Annotated in this window: 23 protein-coding genes; 12 read left to right on the top strand and 11 right to left on the bottom strand. The window is 63.2% G+C overall.

The genetic code is table 11. The features are described from left to right. Positions 1 to 29: 29 nt before the first annotated feature. Complete coding sequence (locus HZB49_RS04520; protein ID WP_291609307.1) at positions 30 to 845, top strand: enoyl-CoA hydratase-related protein; 816 nt, start codon at positions 30 to 32, stop codon at positions 843 to 845. A 7-nt stretch (positions 846 to 852) separates the two neighbouring features. Here the strand turns inward: HZB49_RS04520 and HZB49_RS04515 are convergent, their stop codons facing one another. From HZB49_RS04515 to HZB49_RS04505, 3 genes are read right to left on the bottom strand one after another with little or no spacing between them, the layout of a single operon-like run. Continuing rightward, entirely contained in the window at positions 853 to 2,004 is a 1,152-nt protein-coding gene (locus HZB49_RS04515; RefSeq protein WP_291609306.1) for a zinc-binding dehydrogenase, read from the bottom strand. Between the two features lie 58 nt (positions 2,005 to 2,062). Then, complete coding sequence (locus HZB49_RS04510) at positions 2,063 to 3,595, bottom strand: CYTH and CHAD domain-containing protein (protein WP_291609305.1); 1,533 nt, start codon at positions 3,593 to 3,595, stop codon at positions 2,063 to 2,065. Between the two features lie 26 nt (positions 3,596 to 3,621). Continuing rightward, positions 3,622 to 5,016, bottom strand: coding sequence for a TAXI family TRAP transporter solute-binding subunit (locus tag HZB49_RS04505; RefSeq protein ID WP_291609304.1), 1,395 nt, complete (start codon positions 5,014 to 5,016; stop codon positions 3,622 to 3,624). Between the two features lie 135 nt (positions 5,017 to 5,151). Between HZB49_RS04505 and HZB49_RS04500 the strand changes: the two genes are divergently transcribed. From HZB49_RS04500 to HZB49_RS04490, 3 genes are all read left to right on the top strand, one after another. Beyond that, positions 5,152 to 6,207, top strand: coding sequence for a glycosyltransferase family 1 protein (locus HZB49_RS04500; RefSeq protein ID WP_291609303.1), 1,056 nt, complete (start codon positions 5,152 to 5,154; stop codon positions 6,205 to 6,207). Positions 6,208 to 6,238: 31 nt separating this feature from the next. Further along, the gene (locus HZB49_RS04495; RefSeq protein WP_291609302.1) at positions 6,239 to 6,928 is read left to right on the top strand and encodes a methyltransferase domain-containing protein; all 690 of its coding nucleotides are present in this window, start codon (positions 6,239 to 6,241) and stop codon (positions 6,926 to 6,928) included. Between the two features lie 128 nt (positions 6,929 to 7,056). Beyond that, the gene (locus tag HZB49_RS04490; protein WP_291609301.1) at positions 7,057 to 7,674 is read left to right on the top strand and encodes a hypothetical protein; all 618 of its coding nucleotides are present in this window, start codon (positions 7,057 to 7,059) and stop codon (positions 7,672 to 7,674) included. Between the two features lie 31 nt (positions 7,675 to 7,705). Here HZB49_RS04490 and HZB49_RS04485 read toward each other — a convergent pair whose 3' ends face one another. Next, positions 7,706 to 9,367, bottom strand: coding sequence for an aminotransferase class III-fold pyridoxal phosphate-dependent enzyme (locus HZB49_RS04485; protein ID WP_291609300.1), 1,662 nt, complete (start codon positions 9,365 to 9,367; stop codon positions 7,706 to 7,708). Between the two features lie 35 nt (positions 9,368 to 9,402). On the opposite strand from HZB49_RS04485, the gene asd reads away from it, so the two are divergent. Further along, entirely contained in the window at positions 9,403 to 10,281 is an 879-nt protein-coding gene (gene asd / locus HZB49_RS04480; RefSeq protein ID WP_291609299.1) for an archaetidylserine decarboxylase, read from the top strand. Here the strand turns inward: asd and HZB49_RS04475 are convergent. The 5 genes from HZB49_RS04475 to HZB49_RS04455 form a co-directional block, all read right to left on the bottom strand. After that, positions 10,278 to 11,078 carry an SDR family NAD(P)-dependent oxidoreductase gene (locus HZB49_RS04475; RefSeq protein WP_291609298.1) on the bottom strand — a complete coding sequence of 267 codons (801 nt, stop codon included), beginning with the start codon at positions 11,076 to 11,078 and terminating at the stop codon, positions 10,278 to 10,280. The two genes, asd and HZB49_RS04475, sit on opposite strands and share 4 nt — an antisense overlap. A gap of 1 nt (position 11,079) precedes the next feature. Then, complete coding sequence (locus HZB49_RS04470; RefSeq protein ID WP_291609297.1) at positions 11,080 to 11,634, bottom strand: carboxymuconolactone decarboxylase family protein; 555 nt, start codon at positions 11,632 to 11,634, stop codon at positions 11,080 to 11,082. 115 nt (positions 11,635 to 11,749) lie between these two features. After that, a complete protein-coding gene (locus HZB49_RS04465) occupies positions 11,750 to 11,971 on the bottom strand; it encodes a hypothetical protein (RefSeq protein ID WP_291609296.1) in 222 nt (73 codons plus the stop codon). Positions 11,972 to 12,114: 143 nt separating this feature from the next. Continuing rightward, positions 12,115 to 12,432 carry a hypothetical protein gene (locus tag HZB49_RS04460; protein WP_291609295.1) on the bottom strand — a complete coding sequence of 106 codons (318 nt, stop codon included), beginning with the start codon at positions 12,430 to 12,432 and terminating at the stop codon, positions 12,115 to 12,117. Between the two features lie 165 nt (positions 12,433 to 12,597). Next, positions 12,598 to 13,209 carry an XRE family transcriptional regulator gene (locus HZB49_RS04455; RefSeq protein ID WP_291609294.1) on the bottom strand — a complete coding sequence of 204 codons (612 nt, stop codon included), beginning with the start codon at positions 13,207 to 13,209 and terminating at the stop codon, positions 12,598 to 12,600. Between the two features lie 149 nt (positions 13,210 to 13,358). Between HZB49_RS04455 and HZB49_RS04450 the strand changes: the two genes are divergently transcribed. Together HZB49_RS04450 and HZB49_RS04445 are read left to right on the top strand one after the other, a co-directional pair. Further along, positions 13,359 to 13,967: a GcrA family cell cycle regulator gene (locus HZB49_RS04450; protein WP_291609293.1), complete on the top strand. Its 609-nt coding sequence runs from the start codon at positions 13,359 to 13,361 to the stop codon at positions 13,965 to 13,967. After that, positions 13,918 to 14,493 (top strand): hypothetical protein, encoded by a 576-nt coding sequence (locus HZB49_RS04445; protein WP_291609292.1) that lies wholly within the window; start codon positions 13,918 to 13,920, stop codon positions 14,491 to 14,493. Before HZB49_RS04450 ends, HZB49_RS04445 begins: the two co-directional genes overlap by 50 nt. Here the strand turns inward: HZB49_RS04445 and bamA are convergent. Then, positions 14,474 to 16,825, bottom strand: a complete 2,352-nt coding sequence (gene bamA, locus HZB49_RS04440; RefSeq protein WP_365856642.1) for an outer membrane protein assembly factor BamA — start codon at positions 16,823 to 16,825, stop codon at positions 14,474 to 14,476. The genes HZB49_RS04445 and bamA overlap by 20 nt on opposite strands. Before the next feature lie 222 nt (positions 16,826 to 17,047). Here bamA and HZB49_RS04435 point away from each other — a divergent pair, with 222 nt between their 5' ends. The 5 genes from HZB49_RS04435 to HZB49_RS04415 all read left to right on the top strand — a co-directional run bounded on the left by HZB49_RS04435 (position 17,048) and on the right by HZB49_RS04415 (position 22,812). Continuing rightward, positions 17,048 to 18,103 (top strand): hypothetical protein, encoded by a 1,056-nt coding sequence (locus tag HZB49_RS04435; RefSeq protein ID WP_291609291.1) that lies wholly within the window; start codon positions 17,048 to 17,050, stop codon positions 18,101 to 18,103. 217 nt (positions 18,104 to 18,320) lie between these two features. Continuing rightward, entirely contained in the window at positions 18,321 to 19,595 is a 1,275-nt protein-coding gene (locus HZB49_RS04430) for a CoA transferase (protein WP_291609290.1), read from the top strand. Between the two features lie 21 nt (positions 19,596 to 19,616). Beyond that, entirely contained in the window at positions 19,617 to 20,750 is a 1,134-nt protein-coding gene (locus HZB49_RS04425; RefSeq protein WP_291609289.1) for an alpha-hydroxy acid oxidase, read from the top strand. Between the two features lie 578 nt (positions 20,751 to 21,328). Further along, positions 21,329 to 21,682, top strand: a complete 354-nt coding sequence (locus tag HZB49_RS04420; protein WP_291609288.1) for a phasin — start codon at positions 21,329 to 21,331, stop codon at positions 21,680 to 21,682. A gap of 239 nt (positions 21,683 to 21,921) precedes the next feature. Next, positions 21,922 to 22,812 carry a hypothetical protein gene (locus tag HZB49_RS04415; protein ID WP_291609287.1) on the top strand — a complete coding sequence of 297 codons (891 nt, stop codon included), beginning with the start codon at positions 21,922 to 21,924 and terminating at the stop codon, positions 22,810 to 22,812. Here the strand turns inward: HZB49_RS04415 and HZB49_RS04410 are convergent. Then, on the bottom strand, positions 22,809 to 22,994 hold the full coding sequence (locus HZB49_RS04410) for a hypothetical protein (protein WP_291609286.1): 186 nt from the start codon (positions 22,992 to 22,994) through the stop codon (positions 22,809 to 22,811). The two genes, HZB49_RS04415 and HZB49_RS04410, sit on opposite strands and share 4 nt — an antisense overlap. Positions 22,995 to 23,058: the final 64 nt, after the last annotated feature.

The following is a 23,058-nucleotide window of genomic DNA, read 5'->3' as shown; positions in this document are numbered from 1 at the left end:
GTGACGAGTTATTGGGAAGGGCAATCGCCATGGACCAGGCCAAGCGCGCCATCGAGACGGAATCGAACGAAGTCCTGTATGACGTGGACGGGCACATCGCCGTCATCACGCTGAACGCGCCGGAACGGATGAACACGATTTCCGGACCGATGCTCAACGACCTCACGAAGCTGCTGGTGAGGGCCAACGAGGATCGCAATGTCCGTTGCGTGATCCTCACCGGCAACGGACGGGCTTTCTGCGCAGGTCTCGATTTGCGGAGAGAGCGCAGCGGTGACGGCCTGAGTTCGGCATCGTCCTCGACTTCCCTCGATTTGCGCAACACGCCGCCGACGGTGATGCAGGCGATGGACAAGCCGACGATCTGCGCCGTCAACGGCGGCGCGGCCGGTTACGGCATGGATACCGCACTCGGCTGCGACATCCGCATCATGGCGGAATCGGCGAAGCTCGCGGCCGCCTTCGTCAAACGCGGCGTGGTGCCGGAGTCGGGCGGCACCTGGTTTCTGCCGCGCATGATCGGTTGGGCCAAGGCGTCGGAACTGATCTTCACCGGCCGTACTCTCTCGGCGCGGGAATGCCTGGAGTGGGGCCTCGCCAACGAAGTGGTCCCCGATGCCAATCTGATGGGCCGGGCCCGCGAGATCGCGCAGGAAATCGCAGCCAACGCGCCGCTTGCCGTGCAAGCGGCCAAGCGCATGATGCGGATGGGCCTGAACGAAACGTTTCCGGACCACGTTCACCACGTCTATCTGCAATTGCTGCCGCTGTTCAAGACGGCGGACATGCAGGAAGGCATCAAGGCCTTCATGGAAAAGCGCGAGCCGAAATTCGAGGGCCGCTAAGGTCCGGCTATTCCGCCGCGCTTGCGACCGCGGCGGCCTGCCTGACGGTGACGACCACCTTGATGGCGTCATCGATCCGCTCGCGCGCATAGCGCAGCGCGGTCGGCAGGTCGGCGAGCGGGAACGTGTGGGTGTGGATCCTGGTCGCATCGAAGCGCTTTTCCGCCATCAGCGCCATGGCGCGGCGGGTGGCGCTGCGGCCTTCGCCGCGAATGCCGTACAGATAGATGTTGTTCTTCGCGAGCTGCGCGATGTCGAGCGTGACGCGCTCGTGCGGGAAAGCGGCGAGGCAAATCTTGCCGCCACGGTTGGTCATGCGGATGGCCTGATCGATGGTGGGCTCAGTACCTGCGCATTCGACGACATAGTCGGCGCCGATGCCGCCGGTGAGTTCCCTGACAACCGCCACGGCATCTTCGTCGTTGATGTTGATGGTCCGGTCCGCGCCCAATTCCTTGCCGATGGCAAGGCGCTTGTTGCGTGTTCCCGTCAGAATCACCGGACTTGCGCCGATCGCCTTCGCGACGGCAACGGCCAGCAATCCGATCGGGCCCGGGCCGATCACGACGACGCTTTCGCCGGCGACCAGCCCGCCCAGTTCAGTCAGGCCGTACATGGAGGTGCCGGCCGTGACGACGAGCGTCGCCTCGGCATCGCTCATGGTGTCGGGTACTCGCGCCAGTGTATTGATGTGGTTGACCGCGTATTCGGCAAAGCCGCCATCGGTGGTGAAACCATTGGCGCGGTGACCCTTTTCGGGCTTGCCGTAGTTCAGGCATGACGTGTACATGCCCTGACGGCAGCGCTTGCACTGACCGCAACCGGCATGGATCTCCACGCTGATGCGCTCGCCGATCCGGTATTCGTCGACGTCGGGCCCGAGCGCGACCACCGTGCCCATATACTCATGGCCCGGCGTAAAGTTCTTGTTGAAGGGCAGGCCGCCCTGAATGCTGGCGGGCGAGCCGGAGTGGATGATTTCGAGGTCGGTCGCGCAGATCGCCACGGCGTCGATGCGGACCAGCACCTCCGCACGTCCCGGCATGGGCACCGGCTTGTCGCGAAGGAAAAGCTCATCCGGTCCACCAAGCACCCAGGCCTTCATTTGTGCGGGGATTGGATAATCCGTTGAGGTCCGGACGCCGGGTGCTTCGCTCATCGTGTGTCCTCCGAGGCGGGAAGACTAGCGCAATCGCAGGCATTTTACAGCCGGATGGCTAGCTCCAGAATTCCCCGGCGCGCTGCAGCCTGCGAGCGGCCGCTTCGGCGGCGGCGAGCAGCTTTTCGGTTTCACTGCGCTCGGTGCCGACCACGGCCCCGGCAGCGAAGGCCACCGGCTCGGATTTCCGGCTCTCGATGTCGTTCCTGAACCGGGTCACCATCCTCTGGTGCACTGCAATGTCGTTGAGGGCACCGAGATTGTCCTGCAGGCTGCCGAGGCAGTCCTTGTACCTGGCGAGCGCTTTCCTGCTGGCGTGACCGTCGAACAGGCTCTCGAAGAAGTAGATGCTGTAGCGCAGCTTCTTCATCGCGATACGCAACTTGTGCCGATCATGGACGCTGAGCTTGCCGATGTCTTTCGCGCGCTTCCTGGCCTTTGCAACCCGGCGGGTGAACAGTTTCGCGGCAAAAGGCTTGATGCGCTGTTCGCGGAGTGCGGGGCGCAGTCTCAGCCAGGCGCCGTCCTCTATCCATTCCAGCGCATTCAGGATCAGCATGCGGTAGCGCGCACTGGCGATGGCGGTCTTCGCCGCTTCTGCGGCGACTGCACGCCTGTACTCCAGTTCGGCGACGAGGTCGCCAAGTCCCGCGATCGGCGGGTCGGCGGCTTCCAGGCGCTTGACGCGTGTCGTCAGGAAAACGTCGAGATCGCGCACCTGCCCGAGCTTGCCGGAGAGCCATTTGAGGTCACTCCTGATCGATTCGGTCTGCTTGCAGCGAAGCAGATCGGAGAAGACCCAGAGCGCGGCACGCAAGCGGCGCACCCCGACCCGCATCTGGTGCACGCCTTCGGGCAGGCCGGCCAGGACGGCCGGCTCGTTGGCGGCGACGTGATGCAGGGTGGATCGGCCGATCGCCTGAAAGGCGGTCGCGAGCGTAGGCTTGGCGGGCAGCACGATCCTGGCCGCCGAGACCGATGCCGTCGCCTGGTCGGTGATCAGGTCGTAGCCTTGCTGCGATTTGGCTTTCAACGCAAGCCTCGCGGGAACGAGCTTCGCCACCATGCGGGCTGTCTTGAAGAGATCGCCGATCGAGCCGCTCTTCAGCTCGAGTTCGACCTCCGCAAGGGGGCTGGAATAGAGCCCCGCGCGGATGTGCCCTTCATCGAGGGCGAGCTCGACCCGGCTGTTGCCCGGACGCAGCGGCACCAGCGTGCGATGGACGTGGGTCGAGAACACCGCATCGAGGTCGCGTTTCGACCGCTTGGACAAAAGTCGCTGCAGCGGCGTGCCGCGCGCCGCGCGCAAGTCCGGCTCGTCGCCGTCGATGCGTTTCTCCCATTCGTTACGTTCGACGGCGACGCCATTGGCGGATGTTTTGATGGTCTGAATGCGTTTCTTGCCGGCCCGCCTGATACGCAGCGAGATGCCGTTGCGCCTGAGCGTGTGGTCGGACGTATCGAAATAGGTCGAGACGAGATGCCGATGCTCGACAAGCTGGCCGTCGCTGGGCCGCAGGCTGCGCGAGGCCGCCAGTTTCTGCAGGTCGCCGGGGGAGACTTCAAACTTGATCTCGGTCTCGGTGCCCATGGCCCTTCGCCAAAACTCGCGCGTCCTCACATTGCCCGCATGCGCGGCGCATCGAACGCGCCGGATCCGAGCGTCACACGGCGGTCCGACACGGCATGATGGAACTGCTGGAGTGCGAGGCCGATCACCGACAGGTCGGATTCCTCGATCGCGCCATCCTCGTAGCAGTCGAGCGTCTCGCGCAGCATATCATCGGCCTCGGCTTGCATGGCTACCAGGGCCTCCGGCGTTTCCGCCTGCCGTACCTTCGAGATCAGCTTGAGGAGGTTGTCGCGATGCGTCTCGTATTGCTCGCGCTCATTCCGCTTCCAGTAGTGCTGCAGCCATGCGCCGACCGATCCCAGGCCGGAAAGCACGAGAATGACGCCCCAGATGTAGTCGGTGTATCTCTCGAGGAAGGTTCGTTCGTTGCCGTCGAAATAGGCGGCTGCACCTTCGTGCGCCGGCAGGGCGGCATCCTTGTCGGTGTCCGGCTTCTCGATTTTCGGCGCATTCGGCAATTCCCGGGCAAGCTGCTGGCGGACGTTGAATACCTGCCTTGCAAAGGCACCGACCTTTGAGTCCGACAGTGAACGCGGTGCGATGATCAGGTGATTGACGCTGACGGTGTCGACCTTGTCTTCCGGGCGTGCGGGCGAGGAGCTGAAGATGCTTGCGGGAATTTCCTCGGACTCGTAGAGCGGATGCTTTTTCGCGATCGTCTCGGAAACATCGATCGCCAGGAATTTTGGTTCGCCGCGGCTGGCGGCCGTCGCTGCAATGGCGTCCCTGGTAATCTTGCTGTCGAGCGGACCGACCGTCATGAACGCATCGAGCGTCGTATCGCGGGCCATTTCGGCGATCTGATTGACGGCGAACTGTGTGACGCTGACCTTGTCGGTGTTGACGCCGGACTCCGCGAGGATCACACGCAGCAAGGTGACATTGGCTTGCGTCCGGCCGATGACGCCGACACGATGGCCGGCAAGCTGGTCGATCGACTTGATCTTGGGGTTTGGTTGTCGCTTCGATCCCTTGGGCGGCAAGCCGGACGGCGCCCACAATACGACGACGTTCTTGCGCAGGATGACGACGGAATCGGCGTTGGTCGGCAGCCCCAGATCGCCGCGCGCCACCGCAAGGTCGGCCTTGCCGGCCGCGAACAGCGCGATGCTTTCGACCGATCCGTCCGTTGTGATGGGGGTGAGCCTGATCGAACTGCGCTCTCGCGCAAAGATCTGGGCGAGTGTCTGGACCAGTTTCTGGTCTTCGCTGTTGGGCGGGCCGACTGCGATACGCAGGGTGGTCGGCTGCAGGAACAGGTACAGCGCGCCTGCGGCTATTCCGAACAGGAAAATACCCGCCGCCAGGACCAGAAGCGCGTAGCTCTTTCGCTTCCGCCGCCGGCGGGAAACCCGGGAATTGTCGTCTACCTCTGACATCGTTCTGTCACGTTACACGAAAAAGGCCGTTAAGGAGTCGAAAAAGAACCTGACAGGTGCATGACGTCACACGCCTGAAATATCCATATCCGAACGTCGGGACTGAGAATCAAACGCAAATCCCAAGGTGAGGATATGCCGATATTGATCGCGACAGACGCCTGGCATCCTCAGGTTAACGGCGTCGTCCGGACGCTGACTTCGCTGGCCAATAGCGCATCGGCGCTCGGCGAGGAAATCGAGTTTTTGACCCCGGAAGGCTTTCCTTCCATGCCGGTCCCGACCTATCCGGGGCTGCGGATCGCCTTGCCGAACCGCCGCGAGATTGCGCGCAGGATCGAAGCTGTTTCGCCCGATGCAATCCATGTTGCGACGGAAGGGCCGATCGGCTGGGCAGTGCGCGCCTATTGCCGACGGCACAAGCTGGCTTTCACGACCTCCTACACCACGCGGTTTCCGGAATATGTCTCCGTGCGCACCGGCATTCCGGAGAGCTTCGGCTACGCCGTCATGCGGCAGTTTCACTCCGCCTCGTCCATGGTCATGGTGGCGACCGACTCGTTGCGCCGCGAACTGGCGGAGCGAAGATTCCGGCGGCTCGGCTTCTGGACACGCGGCGTCGACACCGGTTTGTTCCGGCCCGATGAGCCGGCAAAGCTCGACCTCCCGCGTCCGATCTTCATGACCATGGGGCGCGTCGCGGTTGAGAAGAATCTGGAAGCATTTCTGGGGCTCGATTTGCCGGGCTCCAAGGTCGTCGTCGGCGACGGCCCGCAAAAGGCGGAGCTGGAGCGCAAATACCCGAACATTCATTTCCTCGGCGAGAAGAAGGGCAGGGATCTGTCCTCGCATCTTGCAGCCGCCGATGTCTTCGTCTTCCCGAGCCTGACCGATACGTTCGGCGTGGTGCAGTTGGAAGCGCTGGCTTGCGGCACGCCGGTGGCGGCCTTCCCGGTCACGGGACCGCTAGATGTCATTGCCGATCGCCCGATCGGCGCCATCGACCACGATCTGCGCGCCGCCTGTTTGCGGGCGCTGCAAATGTCGCGCGAGACCTGCAGGAATTTCGCGCTGGAGCGCTCCTGGGAGAACAGCGCACGGCAATTCCTCGGCAATCTGACGGCGCTGCAGCCGAATCGTGCGCCGCGTCCGGTGCGCCGCGTGGCCGGCCAGAGCGCGGTGCAGGGCTAATTGAATATCGCATCAACAAGGCAAACTGATCATGGCAGAAATCATCAAGCTCGACGGCACGCAGCAACTCGACTTCGACCGCGCGACGGTCGAGCAGGCGTACGACCGCTGGGCCCCGATCTACGATCTCGTTTTCGGCGGCGTGTTCAGCAAGGGCAGAAGGGCGGCGATTGCCGCGACCAACCGGATCGGCGGTCGCGTGCTCGAGGTCGGCGTCGGAACCGGCATCTCGCTGCCGCAATATGCGCCGCATCTGCGCATCTTCGGTACCGATATTTCCGAAGCGATGCTGGAGAAGGCGAAGAAGCGCGTCGCCGAATCAGGCCTCAAGAACGTCGAGGGCCTCGCGGTGATGGATGCCGAGAAGCTCGAATTTCCCGATGATTCCTTCGACGTGGTGATGGCGCAATATGTCGTGACCGCGGTGCCAAACCCGGAGGCGGCCCTCGACGAATTCGCGCGCGTGCTTCGTCCGGGCGGCGAACTGATCATCCTGACCCGGGTCAGCGCCGACGCAGGCATGCGCCGCTTCATCGAACAGCGCCTGCAGCCGGTGGTGCGTCCGCTCGGCTTCCGCACTGCCGAGTTCGCCTGGTCGCGCTACGCCAAATGGCTGGCGGGTACGCAGGGAATCGAGCTGGTAGAGCGCCGTCTGGTGCCGCCGCTCGGCCACTTCTCGCTGGTCCGCTTCCGCAAGATCGATATCGCGGCCGCCGCCTGACGAAGGCGACCAGGCGTCTCGTCGCGTCATTGCTTCGCCGGGCATTGTCACATGTCATCATGATGATGTCACACGGCAGACATCGAAGCCGCGTAAAAAAGAATCACGAAAGACCTTGGGGAGACCAGATGATCAAGAATTTCCTGCAAGAACTGCGAACCCAGCGCTGGGATGACCATCGCTATTATCACCACAGCCGGATCAACCAGAGCCTGCACTTCGTCAGCGCGGTCAGCTTCTTGTTTGCCTATGTGATGCTGTTCATCGATCCCGTGGTGTCGGCGCTGGTCGGCTGGCTGGTATCGATGAGCACACGCCAGGCGGGGCACTTCTTCTTCGAGCCGAAGGGGTACGATCACGTCAACCAGGCGACCCACGAGCACAAGGAAGAGATCAAGGTGGGTTATAACCTGCAGCGCAAGGTCGTGTTGATGTCGATCTGGGCGTTGTCGCCGCTGGTGCTGGTGCTCGATCCGACCGTGTTCGGACTGTTCGAGCCCTGGACAACGTTTACCGATTTTGCCCGGCAGGTTGCCAAGATATGGCTTGCGGTCGGTATCGGTGGCCTCTTGTTCCGCACCGTGCACCTGTTCTTCATCCGCGACGTCGAGACCGGCCTCGTCTGGATGACCAAGATCATCACCGACCCCTTCAACGACTTCAAACTTTACTACAAGGCGCCGTTGGCCTTGCTGAAGGGTGAGTTGATCGACCCCGGCCTCGAGAAGCACGTCAAGCACGCGTAAGATGAGTAACCGACTGAGCGACGGCTGCGGTTCACCGCAGCCGTTTTCTTGTCAGCATCTCTCTCAGGATCTGACGGCGTATGGCCTTGTCGGTGAGTGCCGCATCGTGCCACCACCAGCCATCCGCCTTCATCTTGCCGGCCGCAGCGACGAAGCGTTCGGCCAGGGCGGCGAAGTCAGCATCGCCGTAGTTCAGGCTGAAGATCAGCCGGCCTGTGCCGACCCAGCTCAACGCCAGTCCTTCGGCGCGCAGATAGTATTGAAGCATCCAGTTGTAGCGGGACGGCTCGGTATAATGGACCATCCAGATCGAGGAGAGATTGCTGACGCGGACAGGCAGATCGGCGGCCGTCATCATCTCGTTCAGCTTCTTCGCCCGCGCATTCCAGAGATCGTCAAGTCCCTTATAGATCCTGCGGTAGGCGGGATCGGCCAACCGCGTCAGGAATTCATCCATTGCGGTCATGACATAGGGATGCGAATTGAACGTGCCGCGGGCAAAGCAGACGTCCGCGGGGCGGTCGGCGCGGAAGCGGCGCATGAGATCCTTGCGGCCGCAGACGACACCGATTGGCAATCCGCCCGCCAGGCTCTTGCCGTAGGTCACCATGTCGGCGCGGACGCCGAAATATTCCTGGGCGCCGCCGGCGGCGAGCCGGAAGCCGACGAAGACCTCGTCGAAGATCAGCACGATGCCGCGCTCGGTGCAGACCTCGCGCAGCGTCTTCAGCCATTCGGTGTAGGCCGAGCGGTCGTATCGGCCGATGCGGGAACTGTCGACCAGCGCGGAATCGCCGGGCGCGTTGCTGTTGGGATGCAGCGCCTGCAGCGGATTGACCAGCACGCAGGCGATGTCGCGGCGGGTGCGCAAGACGCGCAGCGTCTTTTCCGACATCTCGGCCAGCGTATAGGTCTCGTGCGGCGAGACGGGGTTGCCGACGCCTGGCTGCACGTCGCCCCACCAGCCGTGATAGGCGCCGGCAAAACGCACCAGATGCGATCGCTTCGTATGGTAGCGTGCCAGCCGCACGGCCTGCATGACGGCTTCGGTGCCGGACATGTGGAAGGAAACCTCGTCGAGTCCGGAGATTTCGCACAGCCGTCTTGCATTGTCGGCAACCACGGGATGGTAGGTGCCGAGCACGGGGCCGAGCGCATGCGCACGGGCTTCCGCCCTGGCGATGCACTCCTTGTAGAAATCGTTGCCGAAAATGTTGACGCCGTAAGAGCCGGTGAGGTCGTAAGAGACGTTGCCGTCGACGTCGGTGACGGTGACGCCGGACGAGGATGCCACGAACGAACTGCTGCCGAGATATTCCTGCACCAGCCGGCTGTACTGGAACGGTACGCGGTAGGCCTTGGTGAATTGCAGGTCGGAGATGCGCTCCGCCGCCTCCGCCGTAAGCGCCCGGCCCTTGGGGTAGCGCTCTGCATAGAGGCGGGCGAGCCTAAAGAAGGCGTCCTGGCGCTGGGTGGCAATGGCCGCCGGTGCGCCGTCGGAGCGAAAGAATTCGTCAACATCGAACTCGTAGTGCGGGATCAACCGCGCGATTGCGCGCGACATCTTCGAATGGCCCGTGAGCGATCGATGCTTGGCGCGCGACAGCGCCAGACGGGCCTGCAATCTGGGGAAGGCCGCGGCGGCAGCGCCTGCGGCGGTGGACAGGGAGAGAATCAAGGTGGGTGAATCCATGCCGAACAGCGCTAACCAGCCGTGCTGACAGTTTCATGACAGTCAAAGGCCTCATCTCCACCTTCACCCAGCAGGAAGACATCAACTTCCTGCTGACCAACCGGATTCCCCGGGCAGCCATCACCCGTTTCATGGGCTGGTTCAGCAAGATCGAGAACCCGATCGTGCGGGATTTCTCGATCGCGTGCTGGCGGCTGTTCTCCGACCTCGATCTGTCCGAGGCCAAGAAGACCGAATTCAGGAGCCTGCACGATTGCTTCACGCGGGAGCTGAAGCCCGGCCTGCGCCCCTTCGATCCGGACCCGGCCACCGTGGCCAGTCCCAGCGATGGCATCGTCGGCGCGTTCGGCCGGATCGCCGATACCGAGCTGTTCCAGGTCAAGGGCGCGCCGTATTCACTGCTGGACCTGCTAGGCGATCCCCAGTTGGTGGAGCAGCATCGCAACGGCCGCTTCATCACGCTGCGGCTGACGTCGAGCATGTATCACCGCTTCCATGCGCCGCATGACGCCCGTATCGAACGTGTCACGCTGATTCATGGCGACACCTGGAACGTCAACCCGATTGCGCTGAAGCGTGTGGAGCGGCTGTTCTGCAAGAACGAGCGGGCGGTCATCCGCAGCCGCCTGCGGACCGGCGAGGCGCTGACCCTGGTGCCTGTGGCGGCAATCCTGGTCGCGAGCATCCGTCTGCATTTCCTCGACCTCACCCTCAATGCGCAAACCCGGGGGCCGACGGTTTTTCCCTGCGATGTCGAGGTCCGGAAGGGCGAGGAACTTGGCTGGTTCGAGCACGGCTCGACCATCATCATCCTCGCGCCCGGCGACTTCGAGTTCGGCGGGAACGTCAGGGAAGGCCTGCGAGTTCGCGCGGGCGAACTCCTGATGCGAAGGCCGTCGCGCGACGCGCTCTAGCCGCGCCGGACGCTGGCGCCGCCGTCCACCGGCAGTGTCACGCCGGTGATGAAGCTTGCCTCGTCGGAAGCCAGGAACAGCGCGGCATTGGCGACGTCCCAGCCGGTGCCCATCTTCCTGCGCAGCGGCACCTTGCTGTCGCGCTCCGCCTCGACCTCGGCGCGGCTCTTCCTGAACTCGCGGGCGCGGGTATCGACGGCCATCGGCGTGTTCATCAGGCCGGGCAGGATGACATTGGCGCGGATGCCGTACTCCGCATTCTGGTAAGCCAGCTGTTCCGTGAAAGCGATCATCGCCGACTTGGTGGCCTTGTAGGCGACATAGGGATAGGTCGTGATCGCCGCCATCGAGGAGATGTTGATGATGGCGCCGCTTTGCTGCTGGCGCATGATCGGGATGACGTGCTTGGCCGCGAGGATGCAGCTCTTGAGGTTGATCGCCACGCAGCGATCGAAGGCTTCCTCGGTGATCGCGAGCAATTCGGCGTCGCCACCAGAGAGGCTGACCCCGACATTGTTGTGCAGGATATCGACGCGCCCCCAGCGGCCGTGGGCATCGGCCACCATGGCCTTGATGTCCGCGTCCTTCGTGACGTCCGCCTCGAAGGCGATGGCCGTACCGCCCTTGGCCGCGATCATGTCCACGGTCTCCTGGGCGGAAGCAGGATTGTGATCGACGCACAGCACCCTTGCTCCTTCACGGGCAAAGGTCAGGGCCGTGGCGCGGCCGTTGCCGATGCCTTCCCCCGGACTCTGGCCCGCGCCGACCACGATGGCGATGCGATCTTTCAGGCGCATGTCAGCTCACTCCCGGGATAGGGTACTGTTGCAGTACCTCTTTGTAGTAGGGCTCGTTGTCGATCTTCATCGTTGCCAGCACGCGGACTACGGCGCAATAGAATGCGATCGTGAGCACGAGGTCGGTCATGTGCTCGTCGGAAAGCTCGCGCTTGATTTCGGCAAAGGTCGCCTCCGACATCGCCAGTTCCCGCACCATCTCGCGCGCGCCCTTCAGGATCGCCTTTGCGAGCGGTTCGAGTCTCGATGGCCTTCCCTCGGTCTCCGCAATCAGGCCGGCGATGTCGTCGTCGGTGACGCCGAATTCCTTGCCGATCTTCACGTGGTGGGTGAATTCATATTCAGATCGCTCCAGCCAGCCGACCTGAAGAATGGCCAGCTCGCGCAGGCGCGGATCGAGCTTGCTCTTGAAGCGGATGTAGCCGCCGACGCCGTTGAAGGCGCGGGCCATATCGGGTGAATTGACCAGAAGCTTGTGCAGATTGGTGTTGCGCTTGAGCATGTCGCGATATTCGGGCGCGACCTGATCGGCCTCCAGGTAGGGCAGGCGGGCCATTTTTCTCCCCGTCGGCTCATGTGGCAAGAGGATGCCCGCGAGCCCGTTGTTGCTTGACGGGGAAGTTGAGCCATATCTTGCCGCCCGCGTAAAGGCGGTTGCGGTCGCCACGCTTTCAGGCGGCGACGTCCAGCAGCCGCGACGAGCCCCGGATCAGCACTCGCCGTCCGCGCGCCGTCATAACGGGCAAGCCGCCATCGATCGACACAAGATCGAGCGCGACGAGGCTTTCCAGGATATGGCGACTGCGCGGACGTTCGGCCGTCACCCGCTGGCGGAGCGCCTTCAGCGCTTCCCACTGGTCCGGGGTGAGGTCGCAGTCGAACTCGATATCCATGGTGCCTCGAACGGATCACGGCATTGCTTGCGGGCCTCTTACCGGGGCTACGTGAAGATCGTGCGACCGAAGCGAGACGAGATATTGATTCTGCACGCGAGGGCCGGGCGCGTGCCGTCACATCATTTTGATGATGGAGTTTGCTATCCGCGAATCGGATCGCCGGGACTGACGAGGGTTCCGTGCTGGTCCGCGGTGTGCTTGCGAAGATCGCGAAGATGATCGAGGCGCGCCGCCTGCAGATCGATCTCATCCGCTTCGACTTCGGGCAGGGTGGCCTCGGCAAGAATATCGGCCGTGACGTCCTCGACGGACGAATCGGCGACTTCGTGAATGAAGCTGATGTTCCTGTACTCACCGGATGCGACGCGGGCCACGACTTCACGCCGGGTGATCTCGGGATCGACGATCGCCTCGCGGCCGCGACGCCCGTAGTCGATCATCACAACGAAATACTGCATCGGAATCCGGCCGCGACGAGGTTGCGCTACGTGGTAGTATTCCTGAAAATCGGAATCAAGTCAAGCGTCAAATTCCGAAAAATGAAAGGGCGCCGCGAGGTGCGCGGCGCCCTTTCCGGTCAGGGGGGCGAATCAGGGACGCCTGGGGCGGGACACCCGATCCGGCTACCTGCCGCCCTTCTTGGTTCGCTTGGCCGCCTTGGCACGCATCCGCTGGATCTGGCCGCGCGGCAGGGTGACGAAAATTTCGCCGATCCACTCGGGCTTTACCCCGTTGATTGCCTTGGCATTGAAGCTGACCAGGTTCACCAGGGTCGGCGATTTGCCCTTCTCGATCGTCTTCAGGTAGCGCTCCCCGGACTTCAGCCGCACCACGGCCTCCTCGCCATAGAAGCTCGACACCGGATGGCGCTGATCCTTGTAGACCACGATAACGTCGCCATTTTCGTACTTCGGCAGCATCGAATCGCCGGTGACCTCGAAAGCGATGGTTTCGTCGTCGACCGGGAAGGGTAATTCGACCTCGCCGAGGCCTTCCGGCGGCACCTGCTCATACTCGGGCTCGATCATGGCTCCGGCGCCGACGCGCCCCATGACCGGCACCCAGTTGAGCCTGAGATATTCCATGATCGGCTCGACCTCGGAGGCCTTGATCAGCCTGATCCCCGAGAAGATTTCCGATACCGCGCCCGGCCGCACCCCCATGGCGGCGGCCAGCCCGCCCTTGGACTTGCCGGTCTTTTTCAGTCCCCGTTCGATCATTTTGACGTCAAGCATGGTGATTCCCCTTTCCGATTTTCCATTCATTCCGAATTTCATAAAGGAAATCAATGCCGGTTTTCAGAAAAATGGCTTGACCGTATATTCGGAATAGCGTAATAGCGGGTCAGGTTGGCGGCCGGTGAACAGAGACGGGAACGAGACAGGTGGAGCCATTGTGCTGGCCGCCCGCGCATTGCGAGGCGCTACGGGAGTTTGTGACAAGGGGAATGTCCTACAAGGATGCCGCGGATGCCATGAATGCAAGGTTCGGCACCGCTTATTCCCGCAACGCCGCGCTCGGACGGGCGCGGCGGATGGGGCTCGGAGAGCCGGATCGGCCGAAGCCGACGCTCGAGACGACGGAATTCCAATTTCAGCCAGTGGTGAGACCGCGAGCCGATGATTCCGCGTTGCTGAAGCTCTTGCGACGCCGCCCTGTTTTTTCGCGCGTCGAGGGGGTGCAGCTTCGCTGTGTCGAGGTTGTTCCGCGTCGCCTTGAGTTGATCGAGCTCGAAGAGGGTAGTTGCCGCTATCCCTATGGCGGCGACGAGGAGGGCGAGGCCATCACCTTCTGCGGCCACCCCCGATGCAAGGGGTCGAGCTATTGCACGCCGCATTTCCATCTCACGCGCAATCCCGATGTTCCGGTCAAACCAGCCATCAGTGCCGCACCGCTTCGCCTGGTCGCGGCAGTCGGCAAATTTCGAGTGGAGGCAGTCAAGAATGGCACGCAGGAAGCGCCGGAAAGCATACGATCCCTCAACCGCATATGACCGGCGCGCACAGGATCTGCCGCTCAACGCCGAGGTCGCGCCGATCCAGGTCGACGACCCCTTCGGCACCGAGCCGGGCGACAAGATTGTCGCCCTGCGCTCGACCCGCGACGATCCCTTGGCCAAGTTGCACACGCATCATCAGATCGACGACGCGCAATATCGCGGCGGCCGCGCGTTCCAGAACGACTGGGAGAAGGCGGAACGCGGTCCCCGGGCCGTCGATCCGACCCGCGAACGCGTCGACGGCGGCCAAGTGCGCGAGCCGGTCACGGAAGCGCAGAGGCGGGCGGTCGTGCGGCTCAACCGCATCGAACAAGAGCTCGGCGCGGACGGCACGGCATTGGTCCATGAGGTGCTGATCCGGGGCATGACCATGCAGCAGGTCGGCGAAAGCCGCGGCCTTATCACCCAGCGCTGGAAGGACTATCTTGCGCGACGTTTCCAGGAGTGCCTGGACCGCCTTGCGTTGTTCTACGGGTTTGCGGCGTCGGCGCGCATACCCGTCAAAAGCCTCCCGCGCTGAAGCGCAGCGGCTGCACCACATCATAGGCGGCCTTGCTCAACGGAACGGCGTAGTCGACCGTCAGCGCGCCAAAGGGCGAGGCCCAGGTCAGGCCAACGCCGACCGAGGAACGCACGATGTTCTTGTCGGCGACCTGGATCGACTGGCCCGAGAAGCTAGTCGGACCGCGGTAGCCGAACACGCTGCCGGCGTCGACGAAAGCGGTAGCCTTCAATCCGTATTCGTCGGGCACGCCGGGAATGCTGCTCTGCAGCTCGGCGGTCGTCGCGAAATACATGCTGCCGCCGACATTGTCCCGCGTGGAGCCCGACGTCAGGTCGCGCGGGCCGAACCCATAGGGCGCAAAGCCTCGTACCATGGTCGGGCCGCCGAAGAACGTGTTCATCAGCGGCGCCTGCTGTCCGCCCCAGCCGGTGATGTAACCGCCTTGCCCGCGCACCATGGCGACGACGTCGCTGTTCAGTTGGTGATAGTAGCGTGTGTCTGACGTCGTGCGCAGGAAACGTACGTCGCCGCCGAGGCCGGCGATGTCCTGGCTGAGCTGCGACCGGATTCCACTGGTCGGGCTCTTGTTGTTGTCGAGCGTATTGAAGGTGGTCGTGGTTCCGGCCTGCGACACCCAGGCAGAGCCGGCCGCCGCTGCCTGCTGGATCGGCAAGGACGCGACAAGGCCATTGCTGTTCGGCGACAGCGTGATGTTCTGGTTGTAGAGCGAGTAGCGCCACTGCACGCCGAGCTGTTCGGTCAGCGGCGTGCCGAACACCAGCGCTCCGCCATAGGTCGCGCTTCCATAGGATTGGTAGTACGAGGGGTCGCTTTGCCGGCCGAACAGTTCGATGCCGGCCGCGACCCGTGTGCCGAGGAAGTACGGCTCGGATGCCGAAAGATTGATGCTGCGCGCATACTGACCGAAGGTCGCGGCCGCCCTCACGTCAAGACCGGTGCCATAAAGATTGCGCTCGCTTATTTTCACCTCGCCGAGCCAGCCGTCCGTAGTGCCATAGCCGCCGGCGAAATTGATGTCGCCGGTCGGTTGATCGATGGTCTCGACGTCGAGCACCACGCGGTCCGGCGAGGAACCCGGACGGCTCGAGATTTTCACGGTCTTGAAGTAGCTCAGGCTCTTGAGGCGGCGTTCCGCCCTGTCGATCAGGGTCTTGTTGTAGGGATCGCCCTCGCCGAAGTCGAACTCGCGTCGGATCACGTAGTCGCGGGTGCGTGAATTGCCGTGGATTTCGATGCGCTCGACATAGGTGCGCGGGCCCTGTTCGATGACGAAGGAGATGTCGATACGCTGCGCGGCCTGATCCCTGGTGATGCGCGGCGTTGCGTGCGCAAAGGGATAGCCGAGCTTCGACAGCTCGATGGCGAACTGTTCGGTCGTCTTGTCGAGGGCATTGCCATCGAACCGGGCGCCATTGCGGATCGACGCCACGCGCGACAAAAGGCCGGTATCGACGCCCGGAATGTTGCAGATGACATTGACGTCGCCGAACTTGTAGGGCTGGCCTTCGTCGATCGCGAAGGTCACTGTGAATCCCTCTTGCGCGGGATCGTATTCGGCCCTGGCCGAAGTCACGCTGGCATCGGCATAGCCCTTGCTGCGATAGTAGGTACGAAGCAGTTCCCGGTCCTGTGCGATGCGATCGGGATCGTAGGCGTCGCCGCCTGTGAGGAAGCTCAGCATCGAGTGTGCAGAGGTCTTGATGACGGCGTGGAGCTGCCGGCTGCCGAAGGTGCGGTTGCCGGTGAATTCGACCTTTCGTACCGGCGTCTTCGTACCTTCCGTGATTGCATAGACGAGATCGACGCTGCCATTGCCCCGGTCGATGATCTCGGGCTTGACGATGACCTGGTCACGTCCGGCGCGCCGGTAGATCTCGACGATCCGGTTTGCATCGGACTGCACCGTAGCGCGCTGCAACGCGCCGCGCGGCCTGGATTCGATCGCCGCGGAAAGGTCGGTGTCCTTGACCTTCTTGTTGCCTTCGAATGCAACGCGGGCAAGCACCGGCGCCTCGGTGACGCGCACGACGAGCTTGTCGCCGGCGCGGTCGATCGCGATGTTCGCGAACAAGCCGGTCGCGATCAGCGATTTCAAGGCGGCGTCGCGCGAGGCATCGTCGTAGCGCCCGCCGGGCGCGGCGTGAAAATAAGAGCGGATGGTTTCGGCGTCGACGCGGCGATTGCCTTCGACGACGATGGCGTCCCGCGACGATGTGGTTTCAGCCGCCATCGCGATCGACATCATCGCGACGGTTGCGGCCAGTATCCCTCCTGCCGCCAGCAGCCGCTGTGCGCGCTGGCGTTGGATGCTGCGTCTGTTGCTCACGTCCTTGCCGGACTCCCGATTGTCCGTCTGCGATGCAATTGCCGGCGCGGGGCAAAAGAATGTCTGACTCAGGGAGAGTTGCGGGCAGTCGCCGCCATAATTTGAACGCCAAGCTTAACGGGCGATTTCTCAGAATTGTCGCAATGCACGCCTCATGTCTCGCCAATCCAAGTAGCCGGAGAGGTTGGTGTAATCCGCGCCGAACCTCGCCAGGAGCATCACATGCGTTACCTAGCTCTCGTCGCCGCCGCGATCATGCTTGTGCAGCCTGCACTGGCGGAGAAGGCACCCGAGATCGACCCGCGCGCGTCGCTCGGTGTGGTGCAGCAATGGATTTACAATTACCGGACCAAACCGGCTTACGCGCACGTTCCCGCCGCCGTACGGGTACTGTTCCACGCCCAGACCTTCAAGGAGCCGGAGAATGCCGGCATCTATCTCGGCTTCATCGCAGGCGCGATCGGATCGAACCCGGCCAGGGCCGAGAAGCTGATCGCAAGTTTCTTTCCGGTGGCGCCGGAAGATGAATGGGTGATCGTTCGCGCCATCGCCTATTCGGGATTGCCGGACTGGCGCAACGTGCTGCGCCGGGTGGCGCCGCGGATGCCGGCGCGTCGCGTCATGATCGACAATTATCTCGCCGGCAAGTTGCCGATCCTGAGTGAAATCCCGCTCGAGGAAACCAGACCCGGGATGATGGACAAGCTGAAGAACGGCTTTACGAAAAATCCCTTCGCCAAGGAGGAGAAGAAGGTCAACACAACGCTGACCTTTGCCGGCAACCAGGATCTGCTCGATACGCTGTGGGGCTATTACTTCGCAACCGGCTCGCACATGCCGATCAAGCGCATCGTCGAGATGCTGCCCTGGAGCAAGAGCCGCGATACCGTCGACAAGCTGACGGTCGGCAGCATGGCGCGATACACCCTGGCAAGCTACGCCATTCGCGATGCCAATCTGCGCGAGTTCCTGCGCAGCGAACTGTCGCACGCGAAGGAGCCGGTCAGGGCGCCGCTGGCGGAGGTGGTCGAGGCCGCCGATACCGTGCAGATCGGCGCGCTGCGCCGCGATGCCGTGACTGCGGTCGAGGATCTGAAGGCCAAGGGGTCGGATGCGCGGCGCAATCTCGACTTCTGGGGCCAGGTCGGTGTCGGCGCCGTGGCGCTCGGCTGCGTCTCTGCCGCAGCGCTGGGGCAGGTCGCTGTCGGTATCCCCTGCGTGATCGGAGGGTCCGCCTCGCAGGGGCTGTTTTCGTTCTGGCAGAAGAACCAGCAGTGACGGCCGCCGGCCGAACGGGGCCGCCGTCTGGCTGGTTTGCGTGACCTCGCCGACTGCAATCGGGCCGGCCCCGGCCGGAGGCGCGAGCAGCTATGCCCGCGACAGGTCCGGCCCTGCAAAATCCGGGTTTGGCCTTACCTGCGGTGTTCGCTAAAAAGCCCCAAAGTGTCGCCTCGGCCCAATGCCGCTGGGCGGAAGTTTGGGGGGAACGCCGGGAATGACCGCAGGACCGCATCTGCCGGAGCGCGCGCCGCGCGCCAAGGATCAGCCGACGGCGCTCGATGGGTTGCTGGTGGTCGATTTCACCCGCGTCGTCGCCGGGCCGGCCTGTACGCAAACGCTGGCCGATTTCGGCGCCGAGGTCATCAAGATCGAGAATCCTGACGGCGGCGACGACACCCGGGCGTATGAGCATGCCGAAATCGGCGGCGAAAGCGCCGCTTTCCTCAGCCTCAACCGCAACAAGCACGGCATCGCGCTCGACTTCACCAACCCAAGAGCACTGGAGGTCGCCCGCGCGCTGATCGCCAAGGCAGACGTGGTGGTGGAGAACTTTTCCGGCGGCGTGATGAAGAAGTACGGCCTCGACTACGACTCGGTGGTCTCGACCAATCCGCGCCTGGTCTACTGCTCGATCTCGGCTTACGGCCGCCAGGGAGCCTTTGCGCTGCGTCCCGGCTTCGATCCGATCACGCAGGCCGAAAGCGGTTTCATGTCGCTCAACGGGTTTCCGGACGGCGAGCCCGTGCGTACCGGGCCGCCGATCGTCGACATGGCCACGGGCATGTCGGCGTGCAATGCGATCCTGATGGCGCTGCTCGCCCGCGAGAAACTCGGCCGGGGCCAGCGCGTCGAGGTCGCGCTGATCGACATCGCGGTTGCCATGACCGGCTTCTACGGCATGGCCTATCTGATCAGCGGCAACAATCCCGGCCGTTTCGGCAACTCGCCGAACGGATCGCCGACGGTCGGCGTCTACCGCGCCTCCGACGGACCGCTCTACATGGCCTGCGCCAACGACCGGCTCTATCGGCGGCTGGTGACGGAAGTGCTGGAGCGTCCGGATCTCGTCACCGACCCGGACTTCTCGCATCGCAAGGCGCGTACGGCCAACAAGGAAAAGCTGCGCGCCATCATTGCCGGAGTGTTCGCCAGCGACAAGCTCGAGAACTGGATGGCGAAGATGAAGAAGGCCAACATCCCCGTAGGCTATCTGCGTACGGTCGAAGAGGGCTTCAATGCTCCGGAGGTGCGCGATCGCGACCGCCTCAGCCGCATTCCGCACCCGACAGCGGGCGCGGTCCCCAACATCGAGACGCCGCTCAATATGAGCCTCACGCCGACGGTCGATCCCATTGCCGCGCCGCTGCTCGGGCAGCACACCAAGGAAGTGCTGCGCAAGACGCTCGGCTACGACGATCGCCGCATCGCCGAACTGGCCGAGGCCGGTGCCTTCGGCATGGCGATCCCGACGCGCGGGACGGACGAATAAGACAAGCGAGGAGTGAAGCACATGAATGACGGCACGCCGGCCCGGCCCACGCGGAATGTCGAACTCGGCGCCAGCGGCGAGGAATTCCAGAACCTGCACGAGTTCGTGCACAAGGCGCGCGCCCAGCTCAACCAGAATGCGTGGGACTATATCGTCGGCGCATCAGAGACCGAGACAACGATGCGGCGCAACCGCATGTCGCTCGACGAGATCGCGTTCCGCCCGCGCGTGCTGCGCAACGTGGCGAGGGTCGATGCGTCGGTCGAGGCATTCGGCCGCAGGCTGCGTCTGCCGGTAATGATCGCGCCGGTCGGCGCGCTTGAGATTTTCGATCCGGATTCCGGCGCCGCAGTGGCGCGCGGCGCGGGCAGGTTCGGCGCCTCGCACATGCTGAGCTCGGTCTCCGAGCCCGGCCTGGAGAAGACGGCCGAGGCCGCGCCGGATGCGCTGCGCTTCTACCAGCTCTATGTCCGCGGCGACGACGCCTTCGTCGAAGACGTCGTCAGCCGGACCATTTCCAACGGCTATGCCGCGTTCTGCCTCACGGTCGACACCGCCCATTACAGCCGCCGCGAACGCGATATTGCCAAGCGCTATGTGCGCGAAAGCCGGATTCGGGCTACCGGAGGCGATTTCCAGAAGGGGCTCGACTGGCGCACCGTCAAACTGATCAAGAGCAAGTTCAAGATACCGCTGGTGATCAAGGGCATCGCCACCGCAGAGGATGCCCTGATCGCCCTCGACCACGGGGTCGACTGGATCTACGTCTCCAACCATGGCGGCCGGCAACTCGACCACGGCCGCGGTGCGATGCATGTGCTGCCCGAGATCGTCAATGCCGTTGCCGGCCGCGCCAGGATCATGGTCGACGGCTCGTTCTGCCGCGGCACCGACATCGTCAAGGCAATCGCGTCGGGCGCCGATCTGGTCGGCATCGGCCGGCTGCAGTGCTGGGCGCTGGCCGCGGCGGGCGAGGACGGTATCGTCCGCATGCTGGAACTGCTCGAGGACGAGGTGATCCGTTGCCTTGGCCTGCTGGGCGTCACCAGCTTCCGGGAGCTGGACAGGTCCTATCTGAACCAGGCCACGGCGACGAATCTTCCGAGCGTGTTCAGCGCGTTCCCGCTGCTGGATATCGAGCCGTACCGGTACTGATACGGGGCGGCTACGACAGCGCCACAATCCCGACATCATCCGGCATCGCGCGGTTTGGCGCGATGCACCGAGATTTGTTAGCGAAATTTCGTCCGCCCTCCGGCAAGACGACGCACGCGCGACATCACGTTCCAACAAGTTCCCCCGGAACGTCCTGAAAATGCGCCAAGCGCTGACGTTTTTGGCCACATTCGAGAACGACCATCATCAGCATGAAAACGCTGGCCGTCATATCGATTCTGGCGCTGCTCACCATCTCGGGCGCAGCCTACACCGACCAGGTGCTGGTCTCGGATCAGCACGCGGCGCAGCGCGGGAATTGACGCAGGCCGTGGGGGCGGCGTCGGGGACAAAGGGGCGAACGATGCTTTCAGTGGATCAGGTTCTCAGGCTCATCAGCGTGCCGGCGGTTTTCCTGGCGTTCCATATCGCGACGCAGGTTTCGGGCGGAGGCTGATCGCCGACACCGTCGTGGCCGGGTGCCGGCGGTCCTCGCCGGCAAGCTGGGCCAAGCCGCCAATACGCCGCAGACAGCAGCCGGAAATATGGTAACGTCCACCGGAAATTGGAGGGCGACCATGATTGAACCGAAGTTGGAAGTTCCGGCGGAATTGCGCGATCTGGCCGAAAAGACCATCGACCAGGCTGAAAAGGCCTTCGGCATGTTCTTCGATGCGGCTGCGAAATCCATGGCGTCGATGCCGAATCCGGGCACCGAGATTTCGAAGCAGGCGCTGACCTTCACCGAGCAGAACATGAGGGCGGCCTTCGAGCATGCCCGCAAGCTGGTTCATGCCACCGACCTCCAGGAAGCTATGCGCATCCAGTCGGAATTCCTGCGCAGCCAGTTTACCAACGCCGGCGAGCATATGCGCCAGATCAGCGGCGGGGTGATGTCGGCCGCCAAGGATGCCGCGAAGGGCAAATTCTGAATTATCGAAAATAAGGCTTGACACGTCGGGCAAATCAGTGGCATTTGCCCATTATCGCGAGAAGCATTTGAGCCCGCGCCGGATACGGCTGCGGGCTTTTGTTTGCGTGCTCATTAGGTTGAATGCATTCCCTCCGCTGGTGTAACGTCCGATCCGGCCGAGGGTCTGTGATGGGTAACGTAGGCGGAGGGCGAAGCGCAAGAGACGTCCCGTATCGCCGGGTGCGGGCGGCGAGCCGCATGGCGATCATGGTGCTTGCGCTGATAAGCGGTAGCCAGGTCTGCGCCGGCGACGATGCCAATGGCACGGCCGCGCCATGGTCGCCGAATATCTATCTTGATTTGAGAACGAATTATTCGACGTTGCCGGCCAACTCGTTTTCGATCGGTCTTGGGTCCTTCTCGCCGTTCGGGACGCTCTCCAATCTCAGGACGTTGCTCAATGCCGCGACGCTCCCGGTCGCGCCGGTCTTGCCAACCCTGCCGACGCTGACTTCGCCTGCAAGCCAGAATGCGTGGATCGACGTGCCGCTCACTATCGATGTCAGCGACCGCATCTCGCTCTATGGCGGGTTCACCGCCAGCGCCTCGAACAGCGGGTCGGGATGGTCGTCGCTCGAGGTCACGAGCTGGAATCTCGGCGTCCAGGCCGACATCTATCAGCAGAATGGCGGATATTTTCCGACCGTGACGCTGCAAACGACGGTCACGCGCTCCGCGCCGGGTTCGCCGCTGACCGTTACTTCGCTGAACAACATCGTCGAGTTCGGCTACGCGCTTGACGAAGACGAGACGAGGGGATGGCTGGCCGGCGTGCAGCACACCAATGTCGACGTGGACTCCCCTCTTGCCCGGATCAACAACAATATCGTCGGCTGGGTTGGCGGCTACTATCAGTGGCCCAATAACTGGAAATTCACCGGCCGGGTTGGCGTGCAGTCGTTCGGCGGCGCGCAGATCCTGCGGCTGGTGCCATTCGAACCTTTCACGCAGCCGATCGTGCGCCTCGACCTCGACCGCATGGATGACGATGACAACCGCCTTTTCGGAGTCACCGCACAGATCGCCTGGGTGCCGAAGCCGTCCTACACGCTGACGCTTCGCACGCCGCTCTATCTGATGCGGAACTAGCGGATGCTGACGAACTTGCCCCAGACGGCGGCAAGGCCGGCGGCGACCAGCACGATCGAAGGGTTTTCGCAGAACATTCCGCCATAGCGGCAAACGTCGGCGCTATAGGCACCGAGCTCGCGATGTCCGGCCGCGTAGAGGACGCCGGACAGGATCAGCAGGACTACAGCAGCAAAATACATCGGCCGTCTCCTTTGGCATGCGGGTTGCCTACTCGCCTTGGGCGACGCTGTAGAAAATCATTCA

Origin of the sequence: Bradyrhizobium sp., assembly GCF_016219575.1 — a bacterium.
GTDB lineage: Bacteria > Pseudomonadota > Alphaproteobacteria > Rhizobiales > Xanthobacteraceae > Bradyrhizobium.
Note: the sequence above shows the minus strand (reverse complement) of the source record. Positions and strands in the feature narration are given on the sequence as shown.

What these genes read in the sequence shown, in the direction of transcription:
- HZB49_RS04520 (WP_291609307.1), top strand. Translation starts at nt 30, where the DNA reads ATGGACCAGGCCAAGCGCGCCATCGAGACGGAATCGAACGAAGTCCTG.
- HZB49_RS04515 (WP_291609306.1), bottom strand. Translation starts at nt 2,004, where the DNA reads ATGAGCGAAGCACCCGGCGTCCGGACCTCAACGGATTATCCAATCCCC.
- HZB49_RS04510 (WP_291609305.1), bottom strand. Translation starts at nt 3,595, where the DNA reads ATGGGCACCGAGACCGAGATCAAGTTTGAAGTCTCCCCCGGCGACCTG.
- HZB49_RS04505 (WP_291609304.1), bottom strand. Translation starts at nt 5,016, where the DNA reads ATGTCAGAGGTAGACGACAATTCCCGGGTTTCCCGCCGGCGGCGGAAG.
- HZB49_RS04500 (WP_291609303.1), top strand. Translation starts at nt 5,152, where the DNA reads ATGCCGATATTGATCGCGACAGACGCCTGGCATCCTCAGGTTAACGGC.
- HZB49_RS04495 (WP_291609302.1), top strand. Translation starts at nt 6,239, where the DNA reads ATGGCAGAAATCATCAAGCTCGACGGCACGCAGCAACTCGACTTCGAC.
- HZB49_RS04490 (WP_291609301.1), top strand. Translation starts at nt 7,057, where the DNA reads ATGATCAAGAATTTCCTGCAAGAACTGCGAACCCAGCGCTGGGATGAC.
- HZB49_RS04485 (WP_291609300.1), bottom strand. Translation starts at nt 9,367, where the DNA reads ATGGATTCACCCACCTTGATTCTCTCCCTGTCCACCGCCGCAGGCGCT.
- asd (WP_291609299.1), top strand. Translation starts at nt 9,403, where the DNA reads ATGACAGTCAAAGGCCTCATCTCCACCTTCACCCAGCAGGAAGACATC.
- HZB49_RS04475 (WP_291609298.1), bottom strand. Translation starts at nt 11,078, where the DNA reads ATGCGCCTGAAAGATCGCATCGCCATCGTGGTCGGCGCGGGCCAGAGT.
- HZB49_RS04470 (WP_291609297.1), bottom strand. Translation starts at nt 11,634, where the DNA reads ATGGCCCGCCTGCCCTACCTGGAGGCCGATCAGGTCGCGCCCGAATAT.
- HZB49_RS04465 (WP_291609296.1), bottom strand. Translation starts at nt 11,971, where the DNA reads ATGGATATCGAGTTCGACTGCGACCTCACCCCGGACCAGTGGGAAGCG.
- HZB49_RS04460 (WP_291609295.1), bottom strand. Translation starts at nt 12,432, where the DNA reads ATGCAGTATTTCGTTGTGATGATCGACTACGGGCGTCGCGGCCGCGAG.
- HZB49_RS04455 (WP_291609294.1), bottom strand. Translation starts at nt 13,209, where the DNA reads ATGCTTGACGTCAAAATGATCGAACGGGGACTGAAAAAGACCGGCAAG.
- HZB49_RS04445 (WP_291609292.1), top strand. Translation starts at nt 13,918, where the DNA reads ATGGCACGCAGGAAGCGCCGGAAAGCATACGATCCCTCAACCGCATAT.
- HZB49_RS04435 (WP_291609291.1), top strand. Translation starts at nt 17,048, where the DNA reads ATGCGTTACCTAGCTCTCGTCGCCGCCGCGATCATGCTTGTGCAGCCT.
- HZB49_RS04430 (WP_291609290.1), top strand. Translation starts at nt 18,321, where the DNA reads ATGACCGCAGGACCGCATCTGCCGGAGCGCGCGCCGCGCGCCAAGGAT.
- HZB49_RS04425 (WP_291609289.1), top strand. Translation starts at nt 19,617, where the DNA reads ATGAATGACGGCACGCCGGCCCGGCCCACGCGGAATGTCGAACTCGGC.
- HZB49_RS04420 (WP_291609288.1), top strand. Translation starts at nt 21,329, where the DNA reads ATGATTGAACCGAAGTTGGAAGTTCCGGCGGAATTGCGCGATCTGGCC.
- HZB49_RS04415 (WP_291609287.1), top strand. Translation starts at nt 21,922, where the DNA reads ATGGCGATCATGGTGCTTGCGCTGATAAGCGGTAGCCAGGTCTGCGCC.
- HZB49_RS04410 (WP_291609286.1), bottom strand. Translation starts at nt 22,994, where the DNA reads ATGTATTTTGCTGCTGTAGTCCTGCTGATCCTGTCCGGCGTCCTCTAC.